The organism is Kribbella sp., from assembly GCF_035687465.1.
GTDB lineage: Bacteria > Actinomycetota > Actinomycetes > Propionibacteriales > Kribbellaceae > Kribbella.
Genome location: NZ_DASRXP010000757.1, coordinates 1 through 22,354, shown reverse-complemented (window position 1 = coordinate 22,354; position 22,354 = coordinate 1). Strand labels below are relative to the sequence as shown.

Annotated in this window: 18 protein-coding genes; 9 read left to right on the top strand and 9 right to left on the bottom strand. The window is 67.3% G+C overall.

Going from position 1 to position 22,354, the window contains the following annotated elements:
- Nucleotides 1-11 precede the first annotated feature (11 nt).
- Complete coding sequence (locus tag VFG33_RS40875) at nt 12-2,426, bottom strand: beta-glucosidase (RefSeq protein ID WP_325058425.1); 2,415 nt, start codon at nt 2,424-2,426, stop codon at nt 12-14.
- A gap of 291 nt (nt 2,427-2,717) precedes the next feature.
- Between VFG33_RS40875 and VFG33_RS40870 the strand changes: the two genes are divergently transcribed.
- From VFG33_RS40870 to xylA, 4 genes are read left to right on the top strand one after another with little or no spacing between them, the layout of a single operon-like run.
- Nucleotides 2,718-4,067 carry an extracellular solute-binding protein gene (locus VFG33_RS40870; RefSeq protein WP_325058424.1) on the top strand — a complete coding sequence of 450 codons (1,350 nt, stop codon included), beginning with the start codon at nt 2,718-2,720 and terminating at the stop codon, nt 4,065-4,067.
- A gap of 2 nt (nt 4,068-4,069) precedes the next feature.
- Complete coding sequence (locus tag VFG33_RS40865) at nt 4,070-4,981, top strand: carbohydrate ABC transporter permease (RefSeq protein ID WP_325058434.1); 912 nt, start codon at nt 4,070-4,072, stop codon at nt 4,979-4,981.
- A 1-nt stretch (nt 4,982) separates the two neighbouring features.
- On the top strand, nt 4,983-5,873 hold the full coding sequence (locus VFG33_RS40860) for a carbohydrate ABC transporter permease (protein ID WP_325058423.1): 891 nt from the start codon (nt 4,983-4,985) through the stop codon (nt 5,871-5,873).
- Between the two features lie 30 nt (nt 5,874-5,903).
- Nucleotides 5,904-7,070: a xylose isomerase gene (gene xylA, locus VFG33_RS40855; protein WP_325058422.1), complete on the top strand. Its 1,167-nt coding sequence runs from the start codon at nt 5,904-5,906 to the stop codon at nt 7,068-7,070.
- Nucleotides 7,071-7,072: 2 nt separating this feature from the next.
- Here xylA and VFG33_RS40850 read toward each other — a convergent pair whose 3' ends face one another.
- Entirely contained in the window at nt 7,073-8,059 is a 987-nt protein-coding gene (locus VFG33_RS40850) for a phosphotransferase (RefSeq protein ID WP_325058421.1), read from the bottom strand.
- 82 nt (nt 8,060-8,141) lie between these two features.
- On the bottom strand, nt 8,142-9,683 hold the full coding sequence (locus VFG33_RS40845; protein ID WP_325058420.1) for a SulP family inorganic anion transporter: 1,542 nt from the start codon (nt 9,681-9,683) through the stop codon (nt 8,142-8,144).
- Nucleotides 9,684-9,924: 241 nt separating this feature from the next.
- Between VFG33_RS40845 and VFG33_RS40840 the strand changes: the two genes are divergently transcribed.
- Together VFG33_RS40840 and VFG33_RS40835 are read left to right on the top strand one after the other, a co-directional pair.
- Nucleotides 9,925-10,353, top strand: coding sequence for a helix-turn-helix domain-containing protein (locus VFG33_RS40840; protein ID WP_325058419.1), 429 nt, complete (start codon nt 9,925-9,927; stop codon nt 10,351-10,353).
- A gap of 69 nt (nt 10,354-10,422) precedes the next feature.
- Entirely contained in the window at nt 10,423-13,155 is a 2,733-nt protein-coding gene (locus tag VFG33_RS40835) for a hypothetical protein (RefSeq protein ID WP_325058418.1), read from the top strand.
- A gap of 103 nt (nt 13,156-13,258) precedes the next feature.
- On the opposite strand, the gene VFG33_RS40830 is transcribed toward VFG33_RS40835, so the two are convergent.
- The 3 genes from VFG33_RS40830 to VFG33_RS40820 form a co-directional block, all read right to left on the bottom strand.
- Nucleotides 13,259-13,486 (bottom strand): hypothetical protein, encoded by a 228-nt coding sequence (locus VFG33_RS40830; protein WP_325058417.1) that lies wholly within the window; start codon nt 13,484-13,486, stop codon nt 13,259-13,261.
- A 127-nt stretch (nt 13,487-13,613) separates the two neighbouring features.
- Nucleotides 13,614-14,003: a nuclear transport factor 2 family protein gene (locus VFG33_RS40825; protein WP_325058416.1), complete on the bottom strand. Its 390-nt coding sequence runs from the start codon at nt 14,001-14,003 to the stop codon at nt 13,614-13,616.
- Nucleotides 14,000-15,841, bottom strand: a complete 1,842-nt coding sequence (locus tag VFG33_RS40820; RefSeq protein ID WP_325058415.1) for an ATP-binding protein — start codon at nt 15,839-15,841, stop codon at nt 14,000-14,002. Before VFG33_RS40820 ends, VFG33_RS40825 begins: the two co-directional genes overlap by 4 nt.
- Before the next feature lie 106 nt (nt 15,842-15,947).
- Between VFG33_RS40820 and VFG33_RS40815 the strand changes: the two genes are divergently transcribed.
- Entirely contained in the window at nt 15,948-16,814 is an 867-nt protein-coding gene (locus tag VFG33_RS40815) for an exodeoxyribonuclease III (RefSeq protein WP_325058414.1), read from the top strand.
- A complete protein-coding gene (locus VFG33_RS40810; protein WP_325058413.1) occupies nt 16,811-17,962 on the top strand; it encodes a hypothetical protein in 1,152 nt (383 codons plus the stop codon). Before VFG33_RS40815 ends, VFG33_RS40810 begins: the two co-directional genes overlap by 4 nt.
- On the opposite strand, the gene VFG33_RS40805 is transcribed toward VFG33_RS40810, so the two are convergent.
- Nucleotides 17,963-18,457 carry a mycothiol transferase gene (locus VFG33_RS40805; protein WP_325058412.1) on the bottom strand — a complete coding sequence of 165 codons (495 nt, stop codon included), beginning with the start codon at nt 18,455-18,457 and terminating at the stop codon, nt 17,963-17,965. It lies immediately after the preceding gene.
- 154 nt (nt 18,458-18,611) lie between these two features.
- Here VFG33_RS40805 and VFG33_RS40800 point away from each other — a divergent pair, with 154 nt between their 5' ends.
- A complete protein-coding gene (locus VFG33_RS40800) occupies nt 18,612-19,643 on the top strand; it encodes an aldo/keto reductase (RefSeq protein ID WP_325058411.1) in 1,032 nt (343 codons plus the stop codon).
- Here VFG33_RS40800 and VFG33_RS40795 read toward each other — a convergent pair.
- Together VFG33_RS40795 and VFG33_RS40790 are read right to left on the bottom strand one after the other, a co-directional pair.
- A complete protein-coding gene (locus VFG33_RS40795; protein WP_325058410.1) occupies nt 19,640-20,233 on the bottom strand; it encodes a hypothetical protein in 594 nt (197 codons plus the stop codon). The genes VFG33_RS40800 and VFG33_RS40795 overlap by 4 nt on opposite strands.
- A 172-nt stretch (nt 20,234-20,405) precedes the next feature.
- A complete protein-coding gene (locus VFG33_RS40790; RefSeq protein ID WP_325058409.1) occupies nt 20,406-21,110 on the bottom strand; it encodes a M50 family metallopeptidase in 705 nt (234 codons plus the stop codon).
- Nucleotides 21,111-22,354: the final 1,244 nt, after the last annotated feature.

Below are 22,354 nucleotides of genomic sequence, written 5' to 3'. Positions count from 1 at the left end.
GCGGTACCTCCTCACGCTGCTCCTCCGGGCGTGGAGGTCTCGCCGGCGATCGGCGTCAGGTCGACAGGGGTGACCATCGTACGATCGTGACCGACCTCGCGCACCGGCCCAGTGAGTTGAACCAGGCCGCGACACGGCAGGTCCGCGCTCGAGGTGCCGACCAGTACTTCGAGGTCGCCCGGCTCGACGATCCGCCGGAGGTCAGTCGACGTGTACGACGTGCGATCCGCATGCACGCGGAACGTGACATCCACCCCCGCACCTGGCTCCAGCGACACCCGCACGAAGCCGGTGAGCAACTTCAGCGGCCGGGCAACCCGTGCCAGCAGATCGTGCAGGTAGAGCTGAACAACTTCATCGCCCGGACGAGAACCGACGTTGCGAACCCGGACAACGACATTGAACTCGCCGTCGGTCGGGACCTCGGTGCCACTGAGGCGCAGGTTGTCGACCTCGAACCTGGTGTACGACCCGCCGAAACCGAAGGCGAACAACGGGGCCGCATCCAGATCGCTGATCCCAGCACTCTCCACACTGCCAAGCGCGGGCTGCAGATAGGTATTCGGCTGCCCGCCCGGGTGCCGCGGGATCTGCACCGGCAGCTTGCCGCTCGGCACGAGTCGGCCACTCAGTACGCCGGCAATCGCCGCGCCACCCTCCTCGCCAGGCATGAAGGCCTGAACCAGACCGGCAGCGCGATCCACGAAATCGCCGAGGGCGTAGGGCCTACCGGACACGACCACCACGACCACCGGAGTACCGGTGTCTAGGAGCTCGTTGAGCAACGAGCTCTGTACGCCGGGCAGCCGCAGGTCCTCGGCATCGCAGCCCTCGCCGGACGAGCCGTGTCCGAACAGTCCGGCCAGGTCCCCGACGTAGGCGACGCAGAGATCCGCGCCGCGAGCTGCCTCGACAGCCGCCTCGAATCCGGACCGGTCGTCACCCTGGACCGCGCAACCCTGCTGGTACACGAGCTCAGCGCTCCCGAGCTCCTGTTGCAGTGCCTCAAAAGCGTTCTGTACCTCGATTCCAAGCCCGCGATCCGGGTACCGCGGCAGCACGTGATTGGGGAAGGCATAGCAACCCATGAACGTCTTGGGGTCACCCGCGCATGGCCCGACCACGGCCACCCGTCGTAGTACCGGCCGGTCCTCGCCCAGCAGGGGCAAGGCGGACCCTGCGTCGAGGAGGATCACCGAGCGCTCGGCCAACTCGCGAGCGAGAGCGCGGTTCGCCGCGGAGTCGAGCTCCACCCCTCCTGACCGGACGGAGCCCTCGGGGGTCCAATCCGGGTCGAGTAGCCCGAGCTGGACCTTCTGGAGAAGGAGACGCCTGGCCGCGCGGTCGATCAGGTCCTCGGAGAGTTGACCGGACTTGACCCGCTCGATCAGACCGGCGCCGAAGCCGAGAGCGTCAGGCAGTTCCACATCGGTGCCGGCGGTCAGCGCCAGTGCGCCCGCTTCGTCGGGATCGGCCGCCACATGATGCATGGAGGCGAGGAACGGCACCGCCCAATAGTCGGACACGACAGTGCCGGTGAAGCCCCAGGCTTCGCGGAGTACCTCCGTGAACAACCACGGATCCGCCCCGGCCGGTACGCCGTCGATGTCGGAGTACGCGCTCATCACCGAGCCTGCGGAGGCCGTCGCGATCGCGGTCTCGAAGGTCGGCAAGATGACGTCGAGCAGTTCTCGTCGACCCATCGACACCGGCCCGTGGTTGCGCGCCGCCCGCGACGCGGAGTACCCGGCGAAGTGTTTGAGGGTGGCAATGACGCCGGCGCTCTGGAGTCCGCGGACGTAGGCGGAACCGAGCATCGCGACCAGGTACGGGTCTTCGCCGATGGTCTCCTCGACCCGGCCCCACCGGTAGTCGCGGACGACGTCGAGGACGGGGGAGAGGCCCTGGTGGACCCCGACCGCGGCCATGTCCCGTCCGATCGCGGCGGCCATCCGCTCGATCAGGTCGGGGTCGAAGGTGGCTCCCCAGGCGATCGCGGCCGGGTAGACGGTCGCGCCGTACGTGGTGAAGCCGGTCAGGCATTCCTCGTGGACCAGCGCGGGGACGCCCAGCCGGGATCCCTCGAGGACGACCTGGTGCTGGCGCATCAGCTCGGCCAGGCCCTCCTCGACCGTGAGGGGAGCGCTGCCCCAGACCCGGGTGAGATGCCCGAGCCCGTGCCGGCTCGCCTCCTGCAGGGAGGTCGCCCCGGAGTTCGCGAAGACGTCCTGCAGGGGAGCCACGTTCAGGGATTCCTCGGCAGGCACCTCGGTGTCGGCCATGTCGTTGCCCACCCACCGGCTGCCCAGTTGGGCGACCTTCTCCTCCAGCGTCATCGCCTGCAGCAGGAGCTCGGCCCGCTTCTCGGCCGGCAGCGCGCTGTTCTGCCACGGACGATCCGCTGGGGTTGGGACAGTAGTCGCCACGAAAAGTCTCCCTACTCTACGACCGTCAAGCTGAGAAGTTTCGAAATGTTTCGTGACATCTTCGGTGACCCGCCGCAGTGCGGGAACTCAGCTTGCCTCTGGTTCGTTTCGCCTGCCTCTTGGGCGTATTCGTACGGCTCACTGTGTCCCAGGAAAGGCTTATCTTCAAGACCTTGACAGCAGTGTGAGCGAAATCTACGTTACGAAACATAGTAGTATTCGCTTGACAGGCTCAGACCTGACAACCCCCATGCCACGGAGTGGTCCGCGGTGTGGAGTACGGAGACAACCGTGGATCCCATCACCACCTCCCGGCGCAACTTCCTCCGCTTCACAGCCGGCGCTGCCGGGCTGGCCGCCACCCTCGCGGCCTGCGGCACGTCCGGACCGCAGAGCTCGGGCGGATCGAGCGGCGGAGCGGGCAGCGCGACGTACTGGTTCCTCACCGGCCAGCCTCAGCAGGCCATCCGGGAGGCGCAGGTCAAGAGGTTCAACGACGCGAACTCGGGCACGCAGATCAAGTCCACCGAGTTCCAGAACGACGCGTTCAAGCAGAAGATCAAGACGGCGATCGGTGCCGCACAGGGTCCCACCCTGATCTGGGGCTGGGGTGGCGGCGGGCTGAAGAGCTACGTCGATGCCGGTCAGGTCGAGGATCTGACCGACTGGATGGGGCAGAACGCCGCGCTGAAGAGTTCGATCTTCCCGTCGGCCTTCGGTGCCGCGACCGTCAACGGCAAGATCTATGCGATGCCGGTCGAGACCACGACGCCGATCGTCCTGTACTGGAACAAGAGCGTCTTCGAGAAGGTCGGGGTGCAGCCGCCGGCGTCCTGGGGCGACATCATGGACCTGGTCCCCAAGTTCAACGCGGCCGGCATCGCGCCGTTCTCGCTCGGCGGGCAGTCCCGCTGGACCAACATGATGTGGCTGGAGTTCCTCTTCGACCGGATCGGCGGCAGCGAGGTCTTCCAGAACATCTTCGACGGCAAGGCCAACGGGTGGTCCGATCCGTCGGCGATCCAGGCGCTCACCGAGATGCAGAACCTGATCAAGGCGAACGGCTTCATCAAGGGGTTCTCCTCGATCACTGCCGACTCCAACGCCGACCAGGCCCTGCTCTACACCGGCAAGGCCGCGATGATGCTGCACGGCGCCTGGACCTACGGCAGCATGAAGGCCGACGGCGGCGACTTCGTCACCGGCGGGCACCTCGGCTACATGAACTTCCCGCCGGTCGATGGTGGCAAGGGCGACCCGAGCGACACCGTCGGCAACCCTGGCCAGTACCTCTCGATCTCCTCGAAGGCGACCGATCAGGACAAGGACACCGCGAAGAAGTTCCTGTCCACCTCGACCCTCGACGACGCCTCGGTGGATGCCTGGGTGAAGTCCGGCAGCATTCCGGTGGTCACCACAGCCAAGGCGAAGCTCGCCTCGGTGACGGACAAGAACGATGCGGCCTGGCTCAACTTCGTCTACGACACGTCGGCCAACGCGAAGACCTTCGCCCAGTCCTGGGACCAGGCGCTCAGCCCGACCGCGGCGGAGACGTTGCTCGACAACATCGCGAAGCTGTTCCAGCTCTCGATCTCGCCGCAACAGTTCGCGTCCAGCATGAACGCGGTGATCGGCAAGTGACGATGGCCGCTCCGTCCCGGGCACCGGCCGTGCGGACCACGCGCGCCGGGCGGAGCGGCCCGGTCGCGTGGATGGCGCTCCCGGCGTTGGCGATGTTCGTGCTGTTCGGCGTCGTCCCGCTGGTCGGCGTACTGGTGCTCAGCTTCACTCAGTGGGACGGTCTCGGCGCCATCCGGCCGGCCGGTTTCTCCAACTGGCGCTCGGTTCTGAGCGATCCGGCGCTGCCGCACTCGGTGTTCGTGACGTTCGAGATCATGATCCTGTCGTGGGTGGTGCAGACCCCGCTCAGCCTGCTGCTCGGCGTTTTCCTCGCCGGTCGCCAGCGCTACCGCGCCTTTCTGGCCGTCCTCTACTTCATCCCGCTGCTGCTGAGCTCGGCAGCGATCGCGATCACCTACAAGGCGCTGCTCGACCCGAACTTCGGACTCGGTCCCGGCCTGCATCTGGGTTTCCTCACCCAGGACTGGCTCGGGAACAGCACGCTCGCCGTCGGGGTCGTCATCTTCATCGTCTCGTGGCAGTTCATCCCGTTCCACTCGCTGATCTACCAGGGCGGCGTCCGGCAGATCCCGACCACCATGTACGAGGCCGCGTCGATCGATGGCGCCGGGCCGATCCGGCAGTTCTTCAGCATCACCCTGCCGCAGTTGAAGTACACGATCATCACGTCCTCGACGCTGATGGTCGTCGGGTCGCTGACCTCGTTCGACCTGATCTTCGTCCTCACGGCGGGCGGTCCCGGCGACGCGACCAGAGTGCTCGCCCTCGACATGTACAAGCGTGGTTTCCAGGCGAACCTGATGGGCCCGGCGAGTGTGATCGCGGCGATGATCGTGCTGCTTGGCCTGGTGATGGCCCTGCTGCTGCGCCGGCTCGGCGGCAGTACGACGGCCAGCCAGCAGGAAGGAGCTTGACATGGCCGTGGTGACCACCGGCACTGGTACGGCGACGCGGCAGGCGCGTGGCGGGAGGTCCTTCGCGCGCCGCCTGGTCCATCTCAACTGGTTCGGCGGTACGGCGGGTTGGCTGTGGCTGGTGATCGTCCTGATCCCGCTGTACTGGATCGTCGTCACCAGCTTCAAGGCCCAGAGCGCGTACTTCACCCAGAACCCCTTCGCCCTGCCCACCGCCCCGACCTTCGACAACTACAAGCTGGTCATCGAGTCGGACTTCCCGCGCTACTTCCTGAACAGCGTGATCGTCACGGCCGGCACGATCATCCCCGCGGTGGCGATCTCGTTCATGGCGGCCTACGCCATCGTCCGCGGCGCCGGCAGCCGCTTCCTGGCCGGCATCAACGGACTGTTCCTGATGGGACTGGCCATCCCGCTGCAGGCCACCATCATCCCGGTCTACCTGCTGATCATCCGGATGCAGCTCTACGACAGCCTGCTCGCGATCATCCTGCCGTCGATCGCGTTCTCGATCCCGCTGTCGGTGCTGGTGCTGACGAACTTCATCCGGGACGTGCCCAAGGAGCTCTTCGAGTCGATGCGCGTCGACGGCGCCACCGAGTGGGGGATGCTGCGCTCGCTCGCGTATCCGTTGACCAGACCCGCGCTCGTGACGGTCAGCATCTACAACGGTCTCGCGGTCTGGAACGGCTTCCTGCTGCCGCTGATCCTGACCCAGAGCCCGGACAAGCGAACGCTTCCCCTGGCGTTGTGGACCTTCCAGGGCCAGTACTCCGTCAACGTGCCGGCCGTGCTCGCCTCGGTCGTGCTGACCACCTTGCCCATCGTCATTCTCTACGCGATCGGCCGCCGCCAACTGCTCAGCGGCCTCACCGCCGGCTTCAGCCGGTAATCAACCCGCACTAGGAAGAAGAGGACCACCATGACCGACGACGCCTTCACTCCCACCCGTGAGGACAAGTTCTCCTTCGGACTGTGGACGGTCGGCTGGCAGGGCGTCGACGTGTTCGGCGGCGCAGTACGGCCGGTGCTCGATCCGGCCGAGGCCGTGCACAAGTTGAGCGAGTTGGGTGCCTACGGCATCACTTTCCACGACAACGACGTGTTCCCGTTCGGGTCCACGATGGCCGGGCGGGACGCGATTCTGAAGCCGTTCCGGGCGGCTCTGGAGGAGACCGGGCTCAAGGTCCCGATGGTCACCACGAACCTGTTCTCCCACCCTGTCTTCCGCGATGGTGGTTTCACCAACAACGATCGCGACGTCCGCCGGTTCGCGATCCGCAAGGCGGCTGACCAGCTCGACCTGGCCGCGGAGTTGGGTGCGGAGACGTTCGTGGCGTGGGGTGGACGCGAAGGCGCGGAGTCCGGGGCGGCGAAGGACGTGCGGGCGGCGCTCGACCGGTACAAGGAAGCCTTCGACGTGCTGGGGTCGTACGCGATCGAGCAGGGGTACGACATCCGCTTCGCGATCGAGCCCAAGCCGAACGAGCCGCGCGGCGACATCCTGCTCCCGACGATCGGCCACGCGCTGGCGTTCATCAACGAACTCGAGCACTCGGAGCGGGTCGGGCTGAACCCCGAGGTCGGGCACGAGGAGATGGCCGGACTCAACTATGCGCACGGGCTCGCCCAAGCGCTGTGGCACGGCAAGCTGTTCCACGCCGATCTCAACGGGCAGAACGGGCCGCGCTTCGACCAGGATCTGCGGTTCGGCGCCGGTAATGCGCGGGGCGCGTTCTGGACGGTCGACATCCTCGAACAGGGCGGCTACGACGGTCCACGCCACTTCGACTTCAAGCCGCCGCGGACCGAGGACATGGACGGCGTCTGGGCCTCAGCCGCCGGTTGCATGCGCAATTACCTCGTACTGCGGACCAAGGCACTCGCCTTCCGCGCGGATCCCGAAGTACAGCAGGCCCTCCTCGACGCCCGCGTCGACGAACTCGCTCAACCGAGCCTTACCGCCGGCGAGACGATCGCGACCCTGCGCACCGAGGACTTCGACCCCGACGAGGCAGGCCGCCGCGGGATGGCCTTCGAACGCCTCGACCAACTCGCGCTGGACTACCTCTACGGCATCCGCGGCTGAGCTCACACTGCGTTGGCCCACCCGGCGGGATCCTCGCCGGGTGGGATGGCTATGATACCTCGCCACAGCACCAGTACTTCGAGCCACTGCCGCTCGAGCGGGCCGAGTGGCCGCACGGACTGGTACCCCTCGAGAAAGGTCTCGCGAACGCCCGCCGGAGTCGGCTGCCATTTGGTGAAGCGGGTGCTGAGGAGGACGAACGCGTTGGCGAGATCGATGACGCAGTAGTCCCGGCCGACCTCGTCGAAGTCCAGCACGGCGACGACCTCAGAGGCCTTGGTGAGGACGTTCGAGGCGCGGTAGTCGTTGTGGATCAGTTGCGGCGCCACGTCGATCGCCGGCAGCGACGTCAGGTGGTCGCGCAGTCTCTCTGACGCGGCCGGCGCCAACCCAGCGTCATGGGACTCCAACCACGTCTCTATCCGCTGGTGCAGGGACTGCTCTTGTTCGGACCCGGTGGTGCATCCGGCCAGGCGGCTGTCCTGGTGGGTAGCCAATGCGTGATGCAGAGTGGCGAGGCAGGCGCCGGCGGCTCGTACGGCGGTCTCGTCACTGGTGTCCAGCAGGTCGGCCTCGATCGCCGGTTGAACGGTCATCGACAACGGCCAGGGTCCCGAGTTCACGATCACTCTGAGCTCGCCATCGACCGAGGCGCGTGGTGGTGCCACGGGCACGCCTTGGGCGTGGAGAGCGTCGATCAACTCGGCGGTGGCGGCGAACTTGTCGAACTGTTCCTGCGCCCGGGACCACTTCACCACCAGCCCTTCTTGGTCGGTCAACACAGCCTGGTCGGTGCGCACCCAGGCGATCGCGTTGTTGTCGCTGATGATGATCCGCTCGCAGGCCACCGCCTCGATGGCCCAGACCTCGGACAGAACCTTGGTCAGCCAACTGACCGCCTCATCGAAGCTGTCGAGGCCGAACCTGTCGCGCAAGGCACCCTGTGGCTCGGTCGATTCCCACAACATCGAGAGTCCACTCGGAAACATCTTGCGGAGTCTACGACATGAGGATGACCGCGTTCGGATGACTGTGCTCGGCCCGCGGAGGAGCCCGTGCAGTCGTGCTGGGTCAGTAGCCGGCGCCGAGTTGTCCGGCGAGGCGCTGGTGCCGTTCGGCGCTGGAGGCGTTCAACCCGACGATCTCCGCTCTCTTGCCGTGGCGCTCGTACTTGGTGGTGATCGCGTCCAGCGTCGCTACCGTCGACGCGTCCCAGATATGTGACTGACTCAGGTCGATCAGCACCCGCGCGGGGTCGTTGACGTAGTCGAACTGGTAGACCAGGTCGTTGCTTGAGGCAAAGAAGAGCTCGCCGGTGACGGTGTACACCTTGGTGGTGTCGTCGACATCGGTGCCGCGCACCTGGGTGAAGTGGGCGACACGGCGGACGAACAGCACCATCGCCACCACCACCCCGACCACGACACCGATGGCCAGGTTGTGCGTCGCGACCACCACGAGCACGGTCGACACCATCACGGTGGTCTCGCTGCGCGGCATCCTGCGCAGAGTCCTGGGGCGGATGCTGTGCCAGTCGAAGGTACCGACCGAGACCATGATCATCACCGCCACCAGCGCGGCCATCGGGATCACTCCGACGATGTCCCCGAGGCCGACGACCAGGATCAGCAGGAACACGCCGGCCAGGAAGGTCGACAACCGCGTGCGGGCGCCGGAAACCCTCACGTTGATCATGGTCTGGCCGATCATCGCGCAGCCACCCATACCGCCGAACAGGCCGGTGATCACGTTCGAGGCGCCCTGTCCCAACGCTTCGCGGGTCTTGACCGAACGGGTGTCGGTGACGTCGTCGACCAGTTTGGCGGTCATCAACGACTCCAGCAGGCCGACGAGCGCCATCGCCACGGCGTACGGCGCGATGATGCGCAGCGTGTCGAGGTTCAGGGGCACGTCCGGCCAGAACAGCGATGGAAGGCTGTCCGGCAGTTTGCCCTCGTCGCCGACGGTAGGCACGCTCACCGACGTCAGCACCACGAAACCCGTGACCGCGACGATCGCGACCAGCGGCGCCGGGACCGCCTTGGTGAGCTTCGGCAGGAACACCATCACCGCGATGCCGGCCCCGACGAGCGGATAGACCAACCACGGCCTGTGGACAAGGTGCGGCAGTTGCGCCAGGAAGATGAGGATCGCGAGCGAGTTGACGAATCCGACCATGACCGAGCGCGGGATGAACCGCATCAGCCGGGCGATCCCCAGCACGCCGAGGATCACCTGCAGGACGCCGGCCAGCAGCACGGTCGCGATGAGGTAGTCGAAGCCGTGGTCGCGCATCATCGGCGCGATCACCAGCGCCACCGCACCGGTGGCGGCCGAGATCATCGCGGGCCGGCCGCCGAGGAACGAGATCGAGATGGCCATCGTGACCGATGCGAACAAGCCGACCCGCGGGTCCACTCCGGCGATGATCGAGAAGCTGATCGCTTCCGGGATCAGGGCGAGCGCGACCACCAGACCGGCCAGGACCTCGGTCCGCAACCGTCGCGGTGAGCGCAGAGCGGCCCGGACAGAGGTGATGTCCCCGTCAGCGGGCAGCGGTGAGGAGGAAGGTACGGACTCGGGCGTGGCTGACGAGGGCGTCAGCGAGGTCATTCGGTCTCCAGACAAGGGGACAGGCGGCGCCCTCGAGGCATGCGTACTCTGCGCGTCATTGCGCAGGGCGGAAGCACGAAGCCGGCGTCAGGAACAAGGCGGGTGAGGAGCACCAGAACGCCTCACTGTGGCGCAACTCTACCCGAACGTGAGAGTAGAGTTGCGCGTTGTCCGTTACTCTCTTCCCCACTGCGGCGCAGCAGGCACATCGCAGAATCCGGGCGGCCGGCAGGAGTGGGCAGTGGGCGAGCACATGCAGATCGGTGAGGTCGCCGAACGCACGAAGCTGAGCTTGCGCACCATCCGCCATTACGAAGAGGTCGGGCTCGTCCAGCCGTCGGCCCGGAGCAAGGGTGGTTTCCGCCTTTACACCGAATCCGACGTCGAGCGGCTGCTCCTGATCCGGCGAATGAAGCCACTCGACTTCAGCCTCGAAGAGATGGGCGACCTGCTGGGTCTGCTCGACCGCCTGCTCGCCGCCGACGACGGACCCTCCGATCGCGCCGAGTTGCTCGAGCGGTTGAAGATGTACCACGAAGCTGCCGGCCAGCGCATCACGGCTCTGCGCGACCAGCTGCGAGTCGCCGAAGACTTCGCAAGGCACCTGAATCACCTAGAGCGCCATGGTCCCGGCCGGGAACACAACAGTCCGGCTCCCCGGCCGTCTTAAGGGTTTCTGAAGACACGGCTTGAAACTTCCAGCCAGGGCACTTTCCAAAGCGCTGTGGGGGATCAAGTCATGAAGAGATTTCGCCTGCCGGTAGGCATCGCCGTCGTGGCGGCCTTGCTGGCGACCACGCTCGGCATCCCGGCATCGACAGCGGCCGGGCACTCGTCGTCCGCCGCGGCCGCCGTCGGGTATCCGTTCCCGTTGCCGGACTTCAGTCATCCGGACCGGCCGCATGCACCGTTGTTCAAGAAGCGGCAGGCGCCGATCCCGACGCTGGTGGTCTACGGACGGTTCGACGACCTGACCAACCTCAGTGAGGCCGGAACCCGCGACAAGTTCTTCCCGATCTTCAGCTTCGGCACCGTCGCGGACTACTACCTCTCCACCGGTCTCGGCGTCCTGACGCCGGTGGTGGAGACCTATGGCGAGCGGGACAACGGCATCGTGATGGTCGAGCTCGGCCAGTCCGCCCCGTGGTACGGCCAGGATGCCGGGGTGCGGCGGCGCAAGATGCTCGACCTCGCGGACGCCTACGTCGACTTCGCGCGCTACGACACCAACAACAACGGCCGGGTGGAGGATGCCGAACTCGCGGTGGTCACGTTGGTGACGTCGCCGAATCCGAAGTACTCCTGCGGCCAGACGACCGGAGTGGCGGGCGGTCGCACGCTCGACGGCAAGACGGTCGCCTTCCGGACCGCGGACGGCGGATCGCTGACCAACTCGCTGACCTTCGCGCACGAGATCGGTCATCAGAGCTTCGAGTTGTTCGACCACTACGGCTTCGGTGTCGGCGCCTGGGACCTCGCGGGACCGACCTGCACAGGGGCCACGGAGACCTGGCAGGAACCGAACGCCTTCCACAAGCTGCATCTCGGAGGGATCCAGCCCACGGTCATCACCAAGGACCGCTACGTCACCCTGCTGCCGGACACGGTCGCGCCGTACCAGTCGTACCTGCTGTACGACCCGGAACGTGGCACGGACGACTACTTCATGCTCGAGGCACGCGAGCCGAAGGCCGGCACCTACGACCAGAACGTTCCCGACAAGGGTTTGGTGGTCTGGCGGGTCGACGAGCGGAACGTCGTACCGAAGTCGGAGAACGTTCGCGGCGTGGAGCTGGTCCGGCCGGACGGGGTCCGCACGATGGGCTGCATCGACGAGGACGTCGACGGCAAGGTCGACGAGGATCCGGTGAACGGCCGGGACGACGACGGCGACGGGAAGATCGATGAGGACCACGGCCCGGACCAGGACGGAGACGGCAAGGTCGACGAGGATCCGGTGAACGGCGCGGACGACGACGGCGACGGCAAGGTCGACGAGGATCCCGAGGCTGAGGACGGCGACTGCTACGGGGGTAGGGACACCGACGCGTGGGATCCGGCCGATCCGCGCACCAGGCAGCGGGAGATGACAGCACCTTGGGCGGACGGCACAGGCGCGAAGGTCGCGCTGCGGGCGATCGGCCAGACCTTCGCCGACCAGAGGCAAACGTACGTCGACGTGCGGGGTCCTGGCATCCTCGTCGACGCTGCGGATGCTCAAGGCCTGCAGCCACGGCCGGGCCTGGTCGCCGGCGGCACGGCCGACTTCTCGTTCGCCGTGATGAACACCGGCGAGGCCACCGACACGTTCGACTTCACCGTGCTGGTTCCGGCCGGCTGGACAGCGACGACGCAGCGGATGACGCTGGCGGCTGGGCAGCGTGCCACCGCGACCATCAAGCTGACCGTCGGCACGGACGAGGCTGCGAACGGTCTGCGCACCCTGTACGCCCGTGGCAAGAGCATCACGGATTCCTCGGTCGTGACAGACCAGGGTTTCCTGGCAGACACCTTCCGGCCGGCCTCGGTCACCTACACCGGCGACAGAACGGTCGACCAGTCCGACAAGGTGAAGTTCTCGGCTGTCGTCAAGGACGGGTTGAACGGAGCGCCACTTCCGGGGCGGCGGGTCCGCTTCTTCTATGACGACAGGTCCTTCGTCTCGGCGGTGAGCGGAGACGACGGAGTCGCCTCGATCAGCTGGGTGCCGTCCCTGCCGCCAGGTGAGTACCCGCTGCGCCTCAGCGTGAGCGGTCAGGACGGCTACACCAGCGCCACCGGTATGGCGCCGTTCACGGTCGAACCGGAGAACGCCACGATCGCCATCACCAGTCCGACCCTCTACGCCGACAACGCCATCCCACCGATGACCATCAAGGTGACGGAGGAGGCGGACGAGAACCCGGCCGATCTCAGCCAAGCCGGCGTCAAGGTGCAACTGCGGTCCGCCGTCAGCGGCGAAGTCCGGACCTACACCGGGACCGCAGGGACGGACGGCGTCGCCACGCTGCCGATCGACGCGCCGGCCGGCGTCTGGACCGCGACGGTCGAGTTGACCGGCGACTACTTCACCGGGCCTCCGATCGAGGCGGAACTGGTGGTGTACGACCCGGACGGTGAGGCAACCGGAGCCGCAGTAGGACCGGACACCACCGGAACCACGGCAGTCCTGACAGTCTCAAGCCGCTACTTCCGCGGCTCACCCACGGGCGCAGTCACTCTGGTCGCCGGCACCCGGGTCTTCACCGGTACTACGGTGCGCTGGCTGGCCGCCGCCGGGAAGTCGGCCGTCCTCGAAGTCACCGGGCGACTCGACAACCGACCGGCGACCCTGCGAGCCACGCTCCTGGACGACGGCAACGGCATCGGCGTCCATGACCGCTTCTCGGTCAAGGTCACCAGCGCGACCGAGACCTACACGACCGGTGTGGTCACCACGAAGGCGGGCAACTTCATCATCCGCACGAGGTAACGGCCTTCCGACCGGAGGAGGCGGGAGGGCGACGACCACCGCGCCGCGTGCCCCGACTCGGGGCACGCAGCCGGCGGGAGGTCCGGCTCTTAACTGGGGCGGGTCAGAGCGAGTGCAGTTTGGCGAACGGAGCGACGACCCGGAGCAGTTTCCCGCCTCCGAAGTCGACCACAACCGCTGTGCCGCCATCTACCGAACTGATCCGGCCCAGTCCTTCTTTGTCGTGGGAGACACGCTCGCCGACCTCGAAGACCTTGATCGGGTCGGGCACGCGTGGCTTGAAGGGACTGGTGGCCAGGTGACGACGCGTCGTCGCGCGAGAGGACTCCATCAGACCTCAAGTATGCGTCTTTCTCGCCGCACAAACGAGCGGAGCGGCGTCGCCGGCTCACAGAACGCCGATAAATCTTCGCCAAATCTTCCCGCGACAGCCCTCCGTGCCGGGCTCGGACCGGCTGTCAGCAGTAGTCGATCTGGTCGGAGATCTGGTCGTCGCGGAAGCGCAGGATGGCGCAGACCTCGAGAAGGAACCACTCGCCGGCGGGTGGGAGGTCGGGGATCAGGCCGGCGCTGGTACCGGCGTACCGGTAGATCACTGCCGCCTCGTCGTCGGCGACGATGGTACGGATGAGGGTGATGGTGCGGTCCGGCACGGCCGCGATGAAACCGTCGAGCGTCTTGCGGTGCTCGTCGAGGCCCTGGCCGGTCACCGCGAACCGCGGCAGCCGATAGCTGAAGTCTTCGGTCAGTAACGCCAGGTGACGCTCGAGGTCCCTGGAGTTGAAGGAATCCACCCACTCATCCAGCAGCGCTACCCGGGCGCTGGTGAGGTCCGATGTCGATGTCATCCCAGCAGACTCACAGGCTCGCGCACATCCGGTATACATCCTTCCGTCCGCTGTGCGGCCGATCCGTCCACGGCGACGGCAAGACACCAGTCGGCGTGGCGGCGGCGTACCGGTGATTCTTCGGCTGCCTCCAGCAGTTTCTCGTGGGCGAAGTCGCGGATGGTTTCCAGCAGCCGGAAGCGATGCCCGTCAGCGGTGATCAGGCAGCGGTCGACGAGGTCGGTGAGCAGGGCGGGCACATCGGCGGCGTCGAGGTGCTCGTCCGCGGCGATCTGTTCCGCGGCCTCGAGCGTGCAGCCGCCGGCGAAGACCGAGAGCCGCCGGAGCAGACACCGGCTTGGTGGGTCCAGGAGGGAGTGACTCCACTCCAGCGCGTTACGAAGGCTGCTGTGCCGGGCTCCTGAATCGCGGTTCCCGCCGGTGAGGAGCTTGAGCCGCTGCCCGATCCGCTCGCTGAGTTGCTCGACAGTCAGGACGCGGGTGAGTCCGGCGGCCAGTTCGATCGCCAAAGGGGAGCGGTCGACCGCCTCGCAGATCGTGTCGACCTGCTCGTCCGGGCAGGTTCCGGTCAGGCCGCAGAACAGTCGGCTGGCGTCCTCGCTCGGCAACGGGCAGAGGTGATGCAGTACTTCGCAGTCGATCCGGACCGGGCGTTGTGAGGTGACGAGTACTGAGATCCCCTGCGCGTGGCGGAACAACCCGGTGAGAAATGCGGCGACCGGATCGACCAGGTGCTCGGCGTTGTCGATCACCAGCAGGGCGCCCGAGAGTGCCTCCGCACACCGGGGGAGCGGATCGACGTACACGCCATCGACTCCTGCGGCTGCGGTGAGAGCCGCGATCACGGCAGCCGGTGTGTCCAGGGGTGCGAGATCGACCCAGGCGACCGGTCGTCCGGAGGCCGACGTGAGAGAGGCGATCTCCTGGGCGAGTCGGGTCTTGCCCACACCGGGTGCTCCGGTCAGCGTCCGGAGGCCTGGTGCCTGGAGTTCCTCGATCAGGGATGCCCGTTCCTGGTCTCGGCCGATCAGATTGCCCGGGCGCAACCGTAGTACCGGCAGGGGCTTTGCCGCGGCCGTGGAGGGCATGAGGGTGGGGTCGTGGCGCAGGAGTCGCAGTTCCAGGGCGGCGATCTCCGGGCAGGGGTCGATCGCCAGTTCGTTGGCCAGCGACTTGCGGAGCTGACTGATGCGGTCGAGAGCCTCGGCTTGACGACCACTCCGGTACAGGGCGGTCGCGGCCAGTCCAACCAACGCTTCGTGCAGTGGATGCGCGGCCAGCAATTGATCGATGTCGGCGATGCCGGCCACACCTAGTTCAAGCTCCGCCTGCAGTCGTCCGGTCTGGAGTTCCAAGCGGAGCGTGTCCAGCCGCGCCGCCTCGGCGGTGGCGAACGGCACGGTCCGGAGGCCGGCCAGGCTGGGACCACGCCACTGGGACAGGGCACGGTTTCCGGCAGCGAAGGCGGTCGGGATGTCTTCGGCCCGGACGGCTTCGTGCAGGCGGACAACGGCCCGCTCGGCGGTGACGAGATCGACCGGGTTGGCGGAGAGGGCGTACCCAGCCGGCGTACGGCGAAGGGCACCGGCATGGGTACCGAGGCTGCGGCGCAACCGATGCGCGAGCACCCGGAGCCGCTCGCGGGGGCGCTCCACACCGGCACCCCATAGGTCCTGCGCCAGGACCTCATCGAGGACGCCGCGACCGTGCGCCAGCGCCAGCCTGGCCGCCAAGGCTCGCTCCAGCAGCCGGTTGAGCTCGATCAACTCACCGTCTGCCCTGACCTCGACCGGTCCCAGCAGCCGCACTTCCAGTTCAAAATCTCCCCGTGCCCCCATGGGAGAATACTTTCGCCTCAACCGCACTCCAGCGCCAGTAATTTACGACCACCTCACACACTCCTTGCCCGAAAGGGCAGGCCTGTTCCGGGCTAACGTAGGGCGGGTGCGAGTAGCTACCTGGAACGTGAATTCGGTGAAGCAGCGGATGCCGCGGTTGTTGGGGTGGCTTGATGAGCGGCAGCCCGATGTCGTGTGTCTGCAGGAGACCAAGCTGGCCGACGACGCCTTCACGAAGTTGCTGGGTGATGAACTGGCGAGCCGCGGTTACGAGGCCGCCCTGTACGGCGAAGTGCAGTGGAACGGTGTCGCCATCCTCTCCAAGGTGGGACTCGAGGATGTGGTCACCGGGGTCGCGGGTGCGCCGGGATTCCCTGACCCGGAGGCGCGGGCGGTTGCCGCGACGTGTGGTGGGATCCGGATCCATTCGCTGTACGTGCCGAACGGGCGGGTGCCCGACTCGGATCACTACCGCTACAAGCTGGCCTGGCTCGCCGCGCTGAAAGAGGTCGTCGCCGCGGGGCCTGCGGACGCGATCGTTTGCGGCGACATGAACATCGCGCCGACCGACGCGGACGTTTTCGACCCGGCCGCGTACGTCGGTTCGACGCACGTCACGGCACCGGAGCGGCAGGCGCTCGCGGACCTGATGTCGACCGGGCTGCACGACGTCGTCCGGGACCGCTGGCCGAACGAGCGGGTGTTCAGCTACTGGGACTATCGCGCCGGCATGTTCCACCAGGACCTCGGGATGCGGATCGACCTGATGCTCGCGACCGATTCCGTCGCCGCGCGGGTGAAGGCCGCCTGGATCGATCGCAAGGCCCGCAAGGGGACCGGACCGAGCGACCACGCGCCGGTGATGATGGATCTGGACGTCGCACCGGACGGCGACATCGGCCCGGTCGTACCGCCGCCGTCCGCGCCGCGCGGGGCCAAGAAGAGGACGACCAAGCTCCCTCAGAACAGGTGAGCGGCGCCGACCGTCATCAGCACCTCGGTGTGCGGGTTGGCGCCGTGGTGGTCGCCGTCGGGCTGGTCCTGGCGGGCTGCACCAGCGAACCCGAGGCGGCGACCCCCGAACCAGTCGTCTGGACGAAGGTCGACCTGCCGGCAGAACCCGTCGTACTGGCGGGGCACGGAGCGGACCTGCTCGTCGGGTTGCGGGATCGCGGTGCCAAGGTGGCGCCGCGGATCCTCGTCCTCACCGGCGAGACCCAGCGGCGAGAGCTCAAGGTGGAACCGAAGAGCGCGTATGCGTTCGAGGCGGTCTGGCAGTCGATCGCGTACGACGGGGAGCGGGTGCTCGCGATCGGCGGCGCCGCGGGTGGAGCGCACTCCAACAAGCGGTGGACAGTGTGGACCGGCACGGCGACGACGCTCACCGAGCATCCACAGGAGTTCAACACCTTCGGCGGACAGTCCGCAGGCCAGCTCTACTCCGCAGTGCTCACCCCGGCCGGCCAAGCGTTGCTGGGGTCGTGGGGTAGTTCCGTTGCGGGCCTGGATGCCGCAGTCTGGTTGCCCCAGGGCCTCAAGTGGATCAGGCAGGACTCCGCGAACACGGCCCTCCGCAGTACGGCGTCTCTGCTGGTCGGAGCGGGTTACGGGACGACAGTAGGTTCCTCGGTCGTGCAGACGGGCTCGCAAGTCCGCCTTGCGCCGAACGTCGTTCAGCAGGAAGCGGCCGTGTGGCGCTCCGCCAACCTCAACCAGGGCTGGGCCCGGGTCGCCCTTCCAGAACCGGGCAATCGCAGCCAAGGCAACAGCGTGAGTTGTACGACCAAGGTCTGCACGATCTCTGGATTCGCCGACGGCAAGCTCGCGCTCTGGCAACTCGACGGCACGCAGGGGAAACGGCTGGCCGGCGTTCCCGACCTTCCCGTCAGTGACAAGGACAAGCTCCCGCCGCCGATCGACGACAACGGCACCCTCTTCCAGCTCATTGCTAACGGCAACAACGTGAAGGTGGTCCGCGGTCACGACGGCGCCTGGACGGTGCAGGATTCGACCGGCCCGGCGGGCACCGTGAGGGACGCCAAGCTGGTCGGCCGCACGCTCTACCTGCTGGCGGGCCCCGCCGACGGACCCGCGAGCCTCTGGAAAACCGTCCTCAGCTGATCACAGGCCCCGCACGAACGCCGCCTGGCCCGCGTGCTGCAGGTCGTCCGAGAGCACGCTGATCAGCCGCACCCCGAGCGTCACCGGCGGGTTCCACCTGTGATCCACGATCCGGTCGAGATCGGCGTCGGTCAGTCCCTTCAGGTACTGCGCGGTCCGCGCGTGCACGGCGTCGTAGTACCCGATCAGCAGCTCCGCCGGGACCTTCACCGAGGCGACGTCCTCCTCGCTGTGCCCGTACCCGGTGTCGGCCGGGTCGAACGGCAGCCCGAGCCGCTCGTGCCAGCCCTCCGCCGTGTACGTCTGCTCGTAACCGCCCGCGTCGGCCAGGTGGTCGTCCTGGATCCGGGTCAGGTGCCAGATCAGCCAGGCGATCGAGTTGCCGTGGTCGTCGGGGCGGGTGCGCAGCGCGGCCTCGCCGAGCCCCTCGACGGCCTCGTGCACGACCTCCTGGATCCGCCCGAAAGCGTCGAGCAGCAGTTCACTGGTGTTCATCAAGCTCCCCTTCGTCACGCGGACTTCCTGACCGGGGTGGTGGGGTGGGGTCAGCGTCGGCACAGCTACCCTAGCCCGCCCTTCGGACAGTCCCCGGCAACCGTCTTCCGGGCAGGTCTAGGGTGGAAAACACCCCCACTCTGAAGGAGTTGTAGTGGAATACCGCACCCTGGGCGCGAGTGGCACCGTCGTGTCCACCTACGCGCTCGGCACCATGACCTTCGGCAACGAGACCGACGAGGCCGGCGCGCACCAGCAGCTCGACCGGTACGTCGAGGTCGGCGGCACCCTGATCGACACCGCCGACGTCTACACGGCCGGCGCGTCGGAGGAGATCATCGGCAGCTGGCTGGCGAAGAGCTCCGCCCGCGACAACGTCGTCCTGGCGACGAAGGGCCGGTTCCCGACCGGCGACGGCCAGAACGATGTCGGTACGTCGCGGCGCCACCTCCGCCGCGCGCTGGACGCCTCGCTGGCCCGGCTCGGCGTCGACCACATCGACCTGTACCAGCTGCACGCCTGGGACCCGATCACGCCGCTGCAGGAGACGCTCAGCTTCCTGGAGGACGCAGTACGGGCCGGCAAGATCTCGTACGGCGGGCTCTCGAACTTCACCGGGTGGCAGCTGCAGAAGGCGTGTGATCTGATCGACCGGCAGGGGTGGTCGCCGCTCGTCACCCTGCAGCCGCAGTACAACCTGCTGGTCCGGGAGATCGAGTGGGAGATCGTCCCGGCGGCCCTGGAGAACGGGCTCGGTCTGCTGCCGTGGTCGCCGCTAGGCGGTGGCTGGCTGACCGGCAAGTACTCGTTCGACGAGGAGCCGACCGGTGCGACCCGGCTGGGGGACAACCCGGAGCGCGGCGTCGAGGCATGGGCCCGCCGGAGCAAGAACCAGCGGGTGCGAGAGGTCGTCGATACGGTCCGCTCGATCGCGGAGGGCCGTGGTATCCCGATGGCCCAGGTCGCGCTGGCGTGGCTGGTCGACCGTCCGGCCATCACCTCGGTGATCCTCGGCGCGCGCACGCTCGACCAGCTGAACGACAACCTGGCCGCGGCGGATCTCCACCTCACCGAGGACGAGAGCACCAAGCTCGACCAGGCCAGCGACCCCGGCGCGGCCGACTACCCGTACGGCGGTCCCGGTGTCGCCCAGCGCGATCGCCCGATCAACGGCGGCCGCGGCTAGCTTTCCTCCACCGCGGTGCGGAGGGCGGCGTACGACGCGACGAGCGCGCGCCGCTCCTTCGCCAGCAGTGGGTCGTCGCGATGGCAGCCTGCTCCGACCCAGCGGTCGGACAGGTCCATCGCCTCGACCCGTTTGCGGGCAGCGGGCCGGACCGCCTCCGGATCCGCGCCGTACACGTACGAGTAGAGGTCGACCAAGGCGGCTTCGAGTTGCGCCTCGGTGACCATGTCGTCGTGCTGGTGAGCGCGATGGATCCGCCACCACTCGACCTCGAGCAGTGCGGCCCGCGCCGGGTCGAGGTCGAGGCCACCACTGCGGACGACGAGTCCGTAGAAGCGGCGCATGTACGCGCAGGCTCCGTCCGGCTGGTTCTCGGGGTACGGCGCCCAGAGCTGGTTCGCGCGCAGCACGTAGTACGCGCCCGTCAGCGTCCGGCGGGGCGTCATACCGAAGCCGGCGCTGACCATCCCGACGGACGCGACGAGAAAGCTGCGCCACTCATGGCGGTAGTAAGCAGCCCAGGCATCCGTCTCACGATTGCCCACAACCACCGGATCGAACGACCGGGGCCCCGGTCCTTGGCTACCCACGATGCCTCCCCTGCGGAGATGCTCACTGGCCAACTCCAAGGTAGCCAGGCAGAACGATTCGTAGTGTCCCGTGAGCGATGTAGCTTGACGCTGCTGTCGCCCAGGCACGCACTACGCCCCGATGCACGCACCTGAACGCCAGCATCGTTCAAGCTACATCGCTCACGGGACACTAGCTGGGGAGTGCGCCTGACCAGAGGACGCCGAGGGCCAGGCAGGCGAGGGTGACGAGGCCGAAGACGCCGACCCAGAGCAACGCCGGTACGCCGGTCAACCGTCGGAGCTGGTCCGCATCGGAGTTGCGCCCCGCACCTCCACGGCGTGAGCGCTGCAACTCCAGGACGGCCCGCGGTGCGGCAAGCAGGAGGAACCACGTCAACAGGTGCGCGAAGGCGGACTGCACGTCCGGTGAACCCCACCAGGACACCGCGAACACAATGGCGCCGAAGGCAACCACCGACCAGAGGCCGAAGAGGTTCCTGATCTGGAGAAGCAGGATCACCAGCGCGAGAAGGAGTCCCCAGAGCAGGGCAACGGCGTACCCGCGGCTGAGCACGAACGCGGCAGCGAGGCCGAACAACGCGGGCCCGGGATAGCCGGCGAGCAGCACCGCGATCATCCCGGCACCGTTGGGACGACCGCGCGAAACCGTCACACCGGAGGTATCCGAATGCAGCCGGATCCCCGAAAGCTTCCGCCCGGCGAGCAGGGCGATCAGCCCATGCGCCCCTTCGTGCGCGATCGTCACCACTTGCCGGGTATGCCGCCAGATCGGACGCCACGCAATCAGCAACAACGCGACCACACCGGTCCCGATCACGACCTCGATCGACGGATCAGGCTGCGCCGTCGTGATGTTCTGCCAGACCTCATCCATCGCCCCATCCTTACAGGCCCCTGGTCACCCCTCCGCTCCGCCCACGTCTCGAGCCGGGGAGTAGTTGCCTTAAGCAACCGTACGACGAGGCGCAAGCGGCTGCTGACTGTGGTCGCCCCGGGTCAGTCGGACAGGTGGTTGCACCCGCAGCGAGAGAGGTTGCGCCGGTGCATGAGCGATGTGGTTGTGCCGGTGCATTGGCAGTGTGGTTGTGCCGGTGCATTGGCAGTGTGGTTCCGTCCGGTGCATTAGCAGTGTGGTTGCACCCAGTGCATTGGTGATGTGGTTGCGCGGTCTCCGCTGCGTGATGGTGCTAGCCGAGGTGGTGGGTGTCAAGGGCGCTTCGCGGCCCTTCGGGCTCGAAACAAGTTTCGACCCTTGACACCCACCCCCTCGGCCAGGGAAGGACGCAGCTACGCGGATCCGCGCTGACGTGTGAGCTGCATCCGGGGGATTCCGTCCGCGCGGGTGGTTCGTGCGGGATGTTCGGCGATTCCGCTGATGCCGTCGGCCCGGGTGGTGCCGGTTCCGAGGTGGCCCCCATCCAGACTTACAGAAGTCGCGGAACCCTGTCCAGTAACCGGTTTCCGGGGTGGTTTCGGTGGGTTCTGTAGGTCTGGGTGGGGGGCCGTGCTGGAGATCGTGGCGTGGTTCGGTCGGCTGCCGGTTTGTGGGGCCGATGCCGGTCTACTGGACGGCATCGGTCGAACAGCCCGCTATCGGCGGTGGGGCCGTCCGGGTGGATGCCGGGTCGTTGGGCCGATGCCGGTCTGTAGGGCGGTATCGGCCGAGCAGCCCGCTATCGGCCGGGCGGTTCACTGGCTGGTCAGCCTGGTGGTGTGTTCGTTCCGCTAGGTGGTTCGGCAGTGGGTGCCCGGACGCCCAGCACTCAGTAACCTCCCGGTCGGGTACCGGAACCTCCCGGCCGGGCGTCGGCTCAGGCGTGGAGCCGCTCCGGCGGGGGCACTGGCGGGAGGTTGCTGAGTGGTGGAGGTCCGGGCCTTCGTCCTGCCGGCCGCATTCGCCCCGGTCGGCCCGAGGAATGCCGTCTGCCACCCCCAGCGGATTACCCGGGCTGCACCCCTCGACGGAAATCCCTGGACTGTGGCCGTTCTTCTCAGCGGCTCCGGGCGTAGCTGCGTCCTTCCCTGGTCGTGGTGAGGTGTGTCAAGGGTCGAACTTGTTCGAGCCCGAAGGGCCGCGAAGCGCCCTTGACTCACCTCACCGCGACTAGCACAATCACG

Coding starts and splice junctions, on each gene's coding strand:
- VFG33_RS40865 (WP_325058434.1), top strand. CDS start 4,070: ATGGCCGCTCCGTCCCGGGCACCGGCCGTGCGGACCACGCGCGCCGGG.
- VFG33_RS40860 (WP_325058423.1), top strand. CDS start 4,983: ATGGCCGTGGTGACCACCGGCACTGGTACGGCGACGCGGCAGGCGCGT.
- xylA (WP_325058422.1), top strand. CDS start 5,904: ATGACCGACGACGCCTTCACTCCCACCCGTGAGGACAAGTTCTCCTTC.
- VFG33_RS40850 (WP_325058421.1), bottom strand. CDS start 8,059: ATGTTTCCGAGTGGACTCTCGATGTTGTGGGAATCGACCGAGCCACAG.
- VFG33_RS40845 (WP_325058420.1), bottom strand. CDS start 9,683: ATGACCTCGCTGACGCCCTCGTCAGCCACGCCCGAGTCCGTACCTTCC.
- VFG33_RS40835 (WP_325058418.1), top strand. CDS start 10,423: ATGAAGAGATTTCGCCTGCCGGTAGGCATCGCCGTCGTGGCGGCCTTG.
- VFG33_RS40830 (WP_325058417.1), bottom strand. CDS start 13,486: ATGGAGTCCTCTCGCGCGACGACGCGTCGTCACCTGGCCACCAGTCCC.
- VFG33_RS40825 (WP_325058416.1), bottom strand. CDS start 14,003: ATGACATCGACATCGGACCTCACCAGCGCCCGGGTAGCGCTGCTGGAT.
- VFG33_RS40820 (WP_325058415.1), bottom strand. CDS start 15,841: ATGGGGGCACGGGGAGATTTTGAACTGGAAGTGCGGCTGCTGGGACCG.
- VFG33_RS40805 (WP_325058412.1), bottom strand. CDS start 18,457: ATGAACACCAGTGAACTGCTGCTCGACGCTTTCGGGCGGATCCAGGAG.
- VFG33_RS40790 (WP_325058409.1), bottom strand. CDS start 21,110: ATGGATGAGGTCTGGCAGAACATCACGACGGCGCAGCCTGATCCGTCG.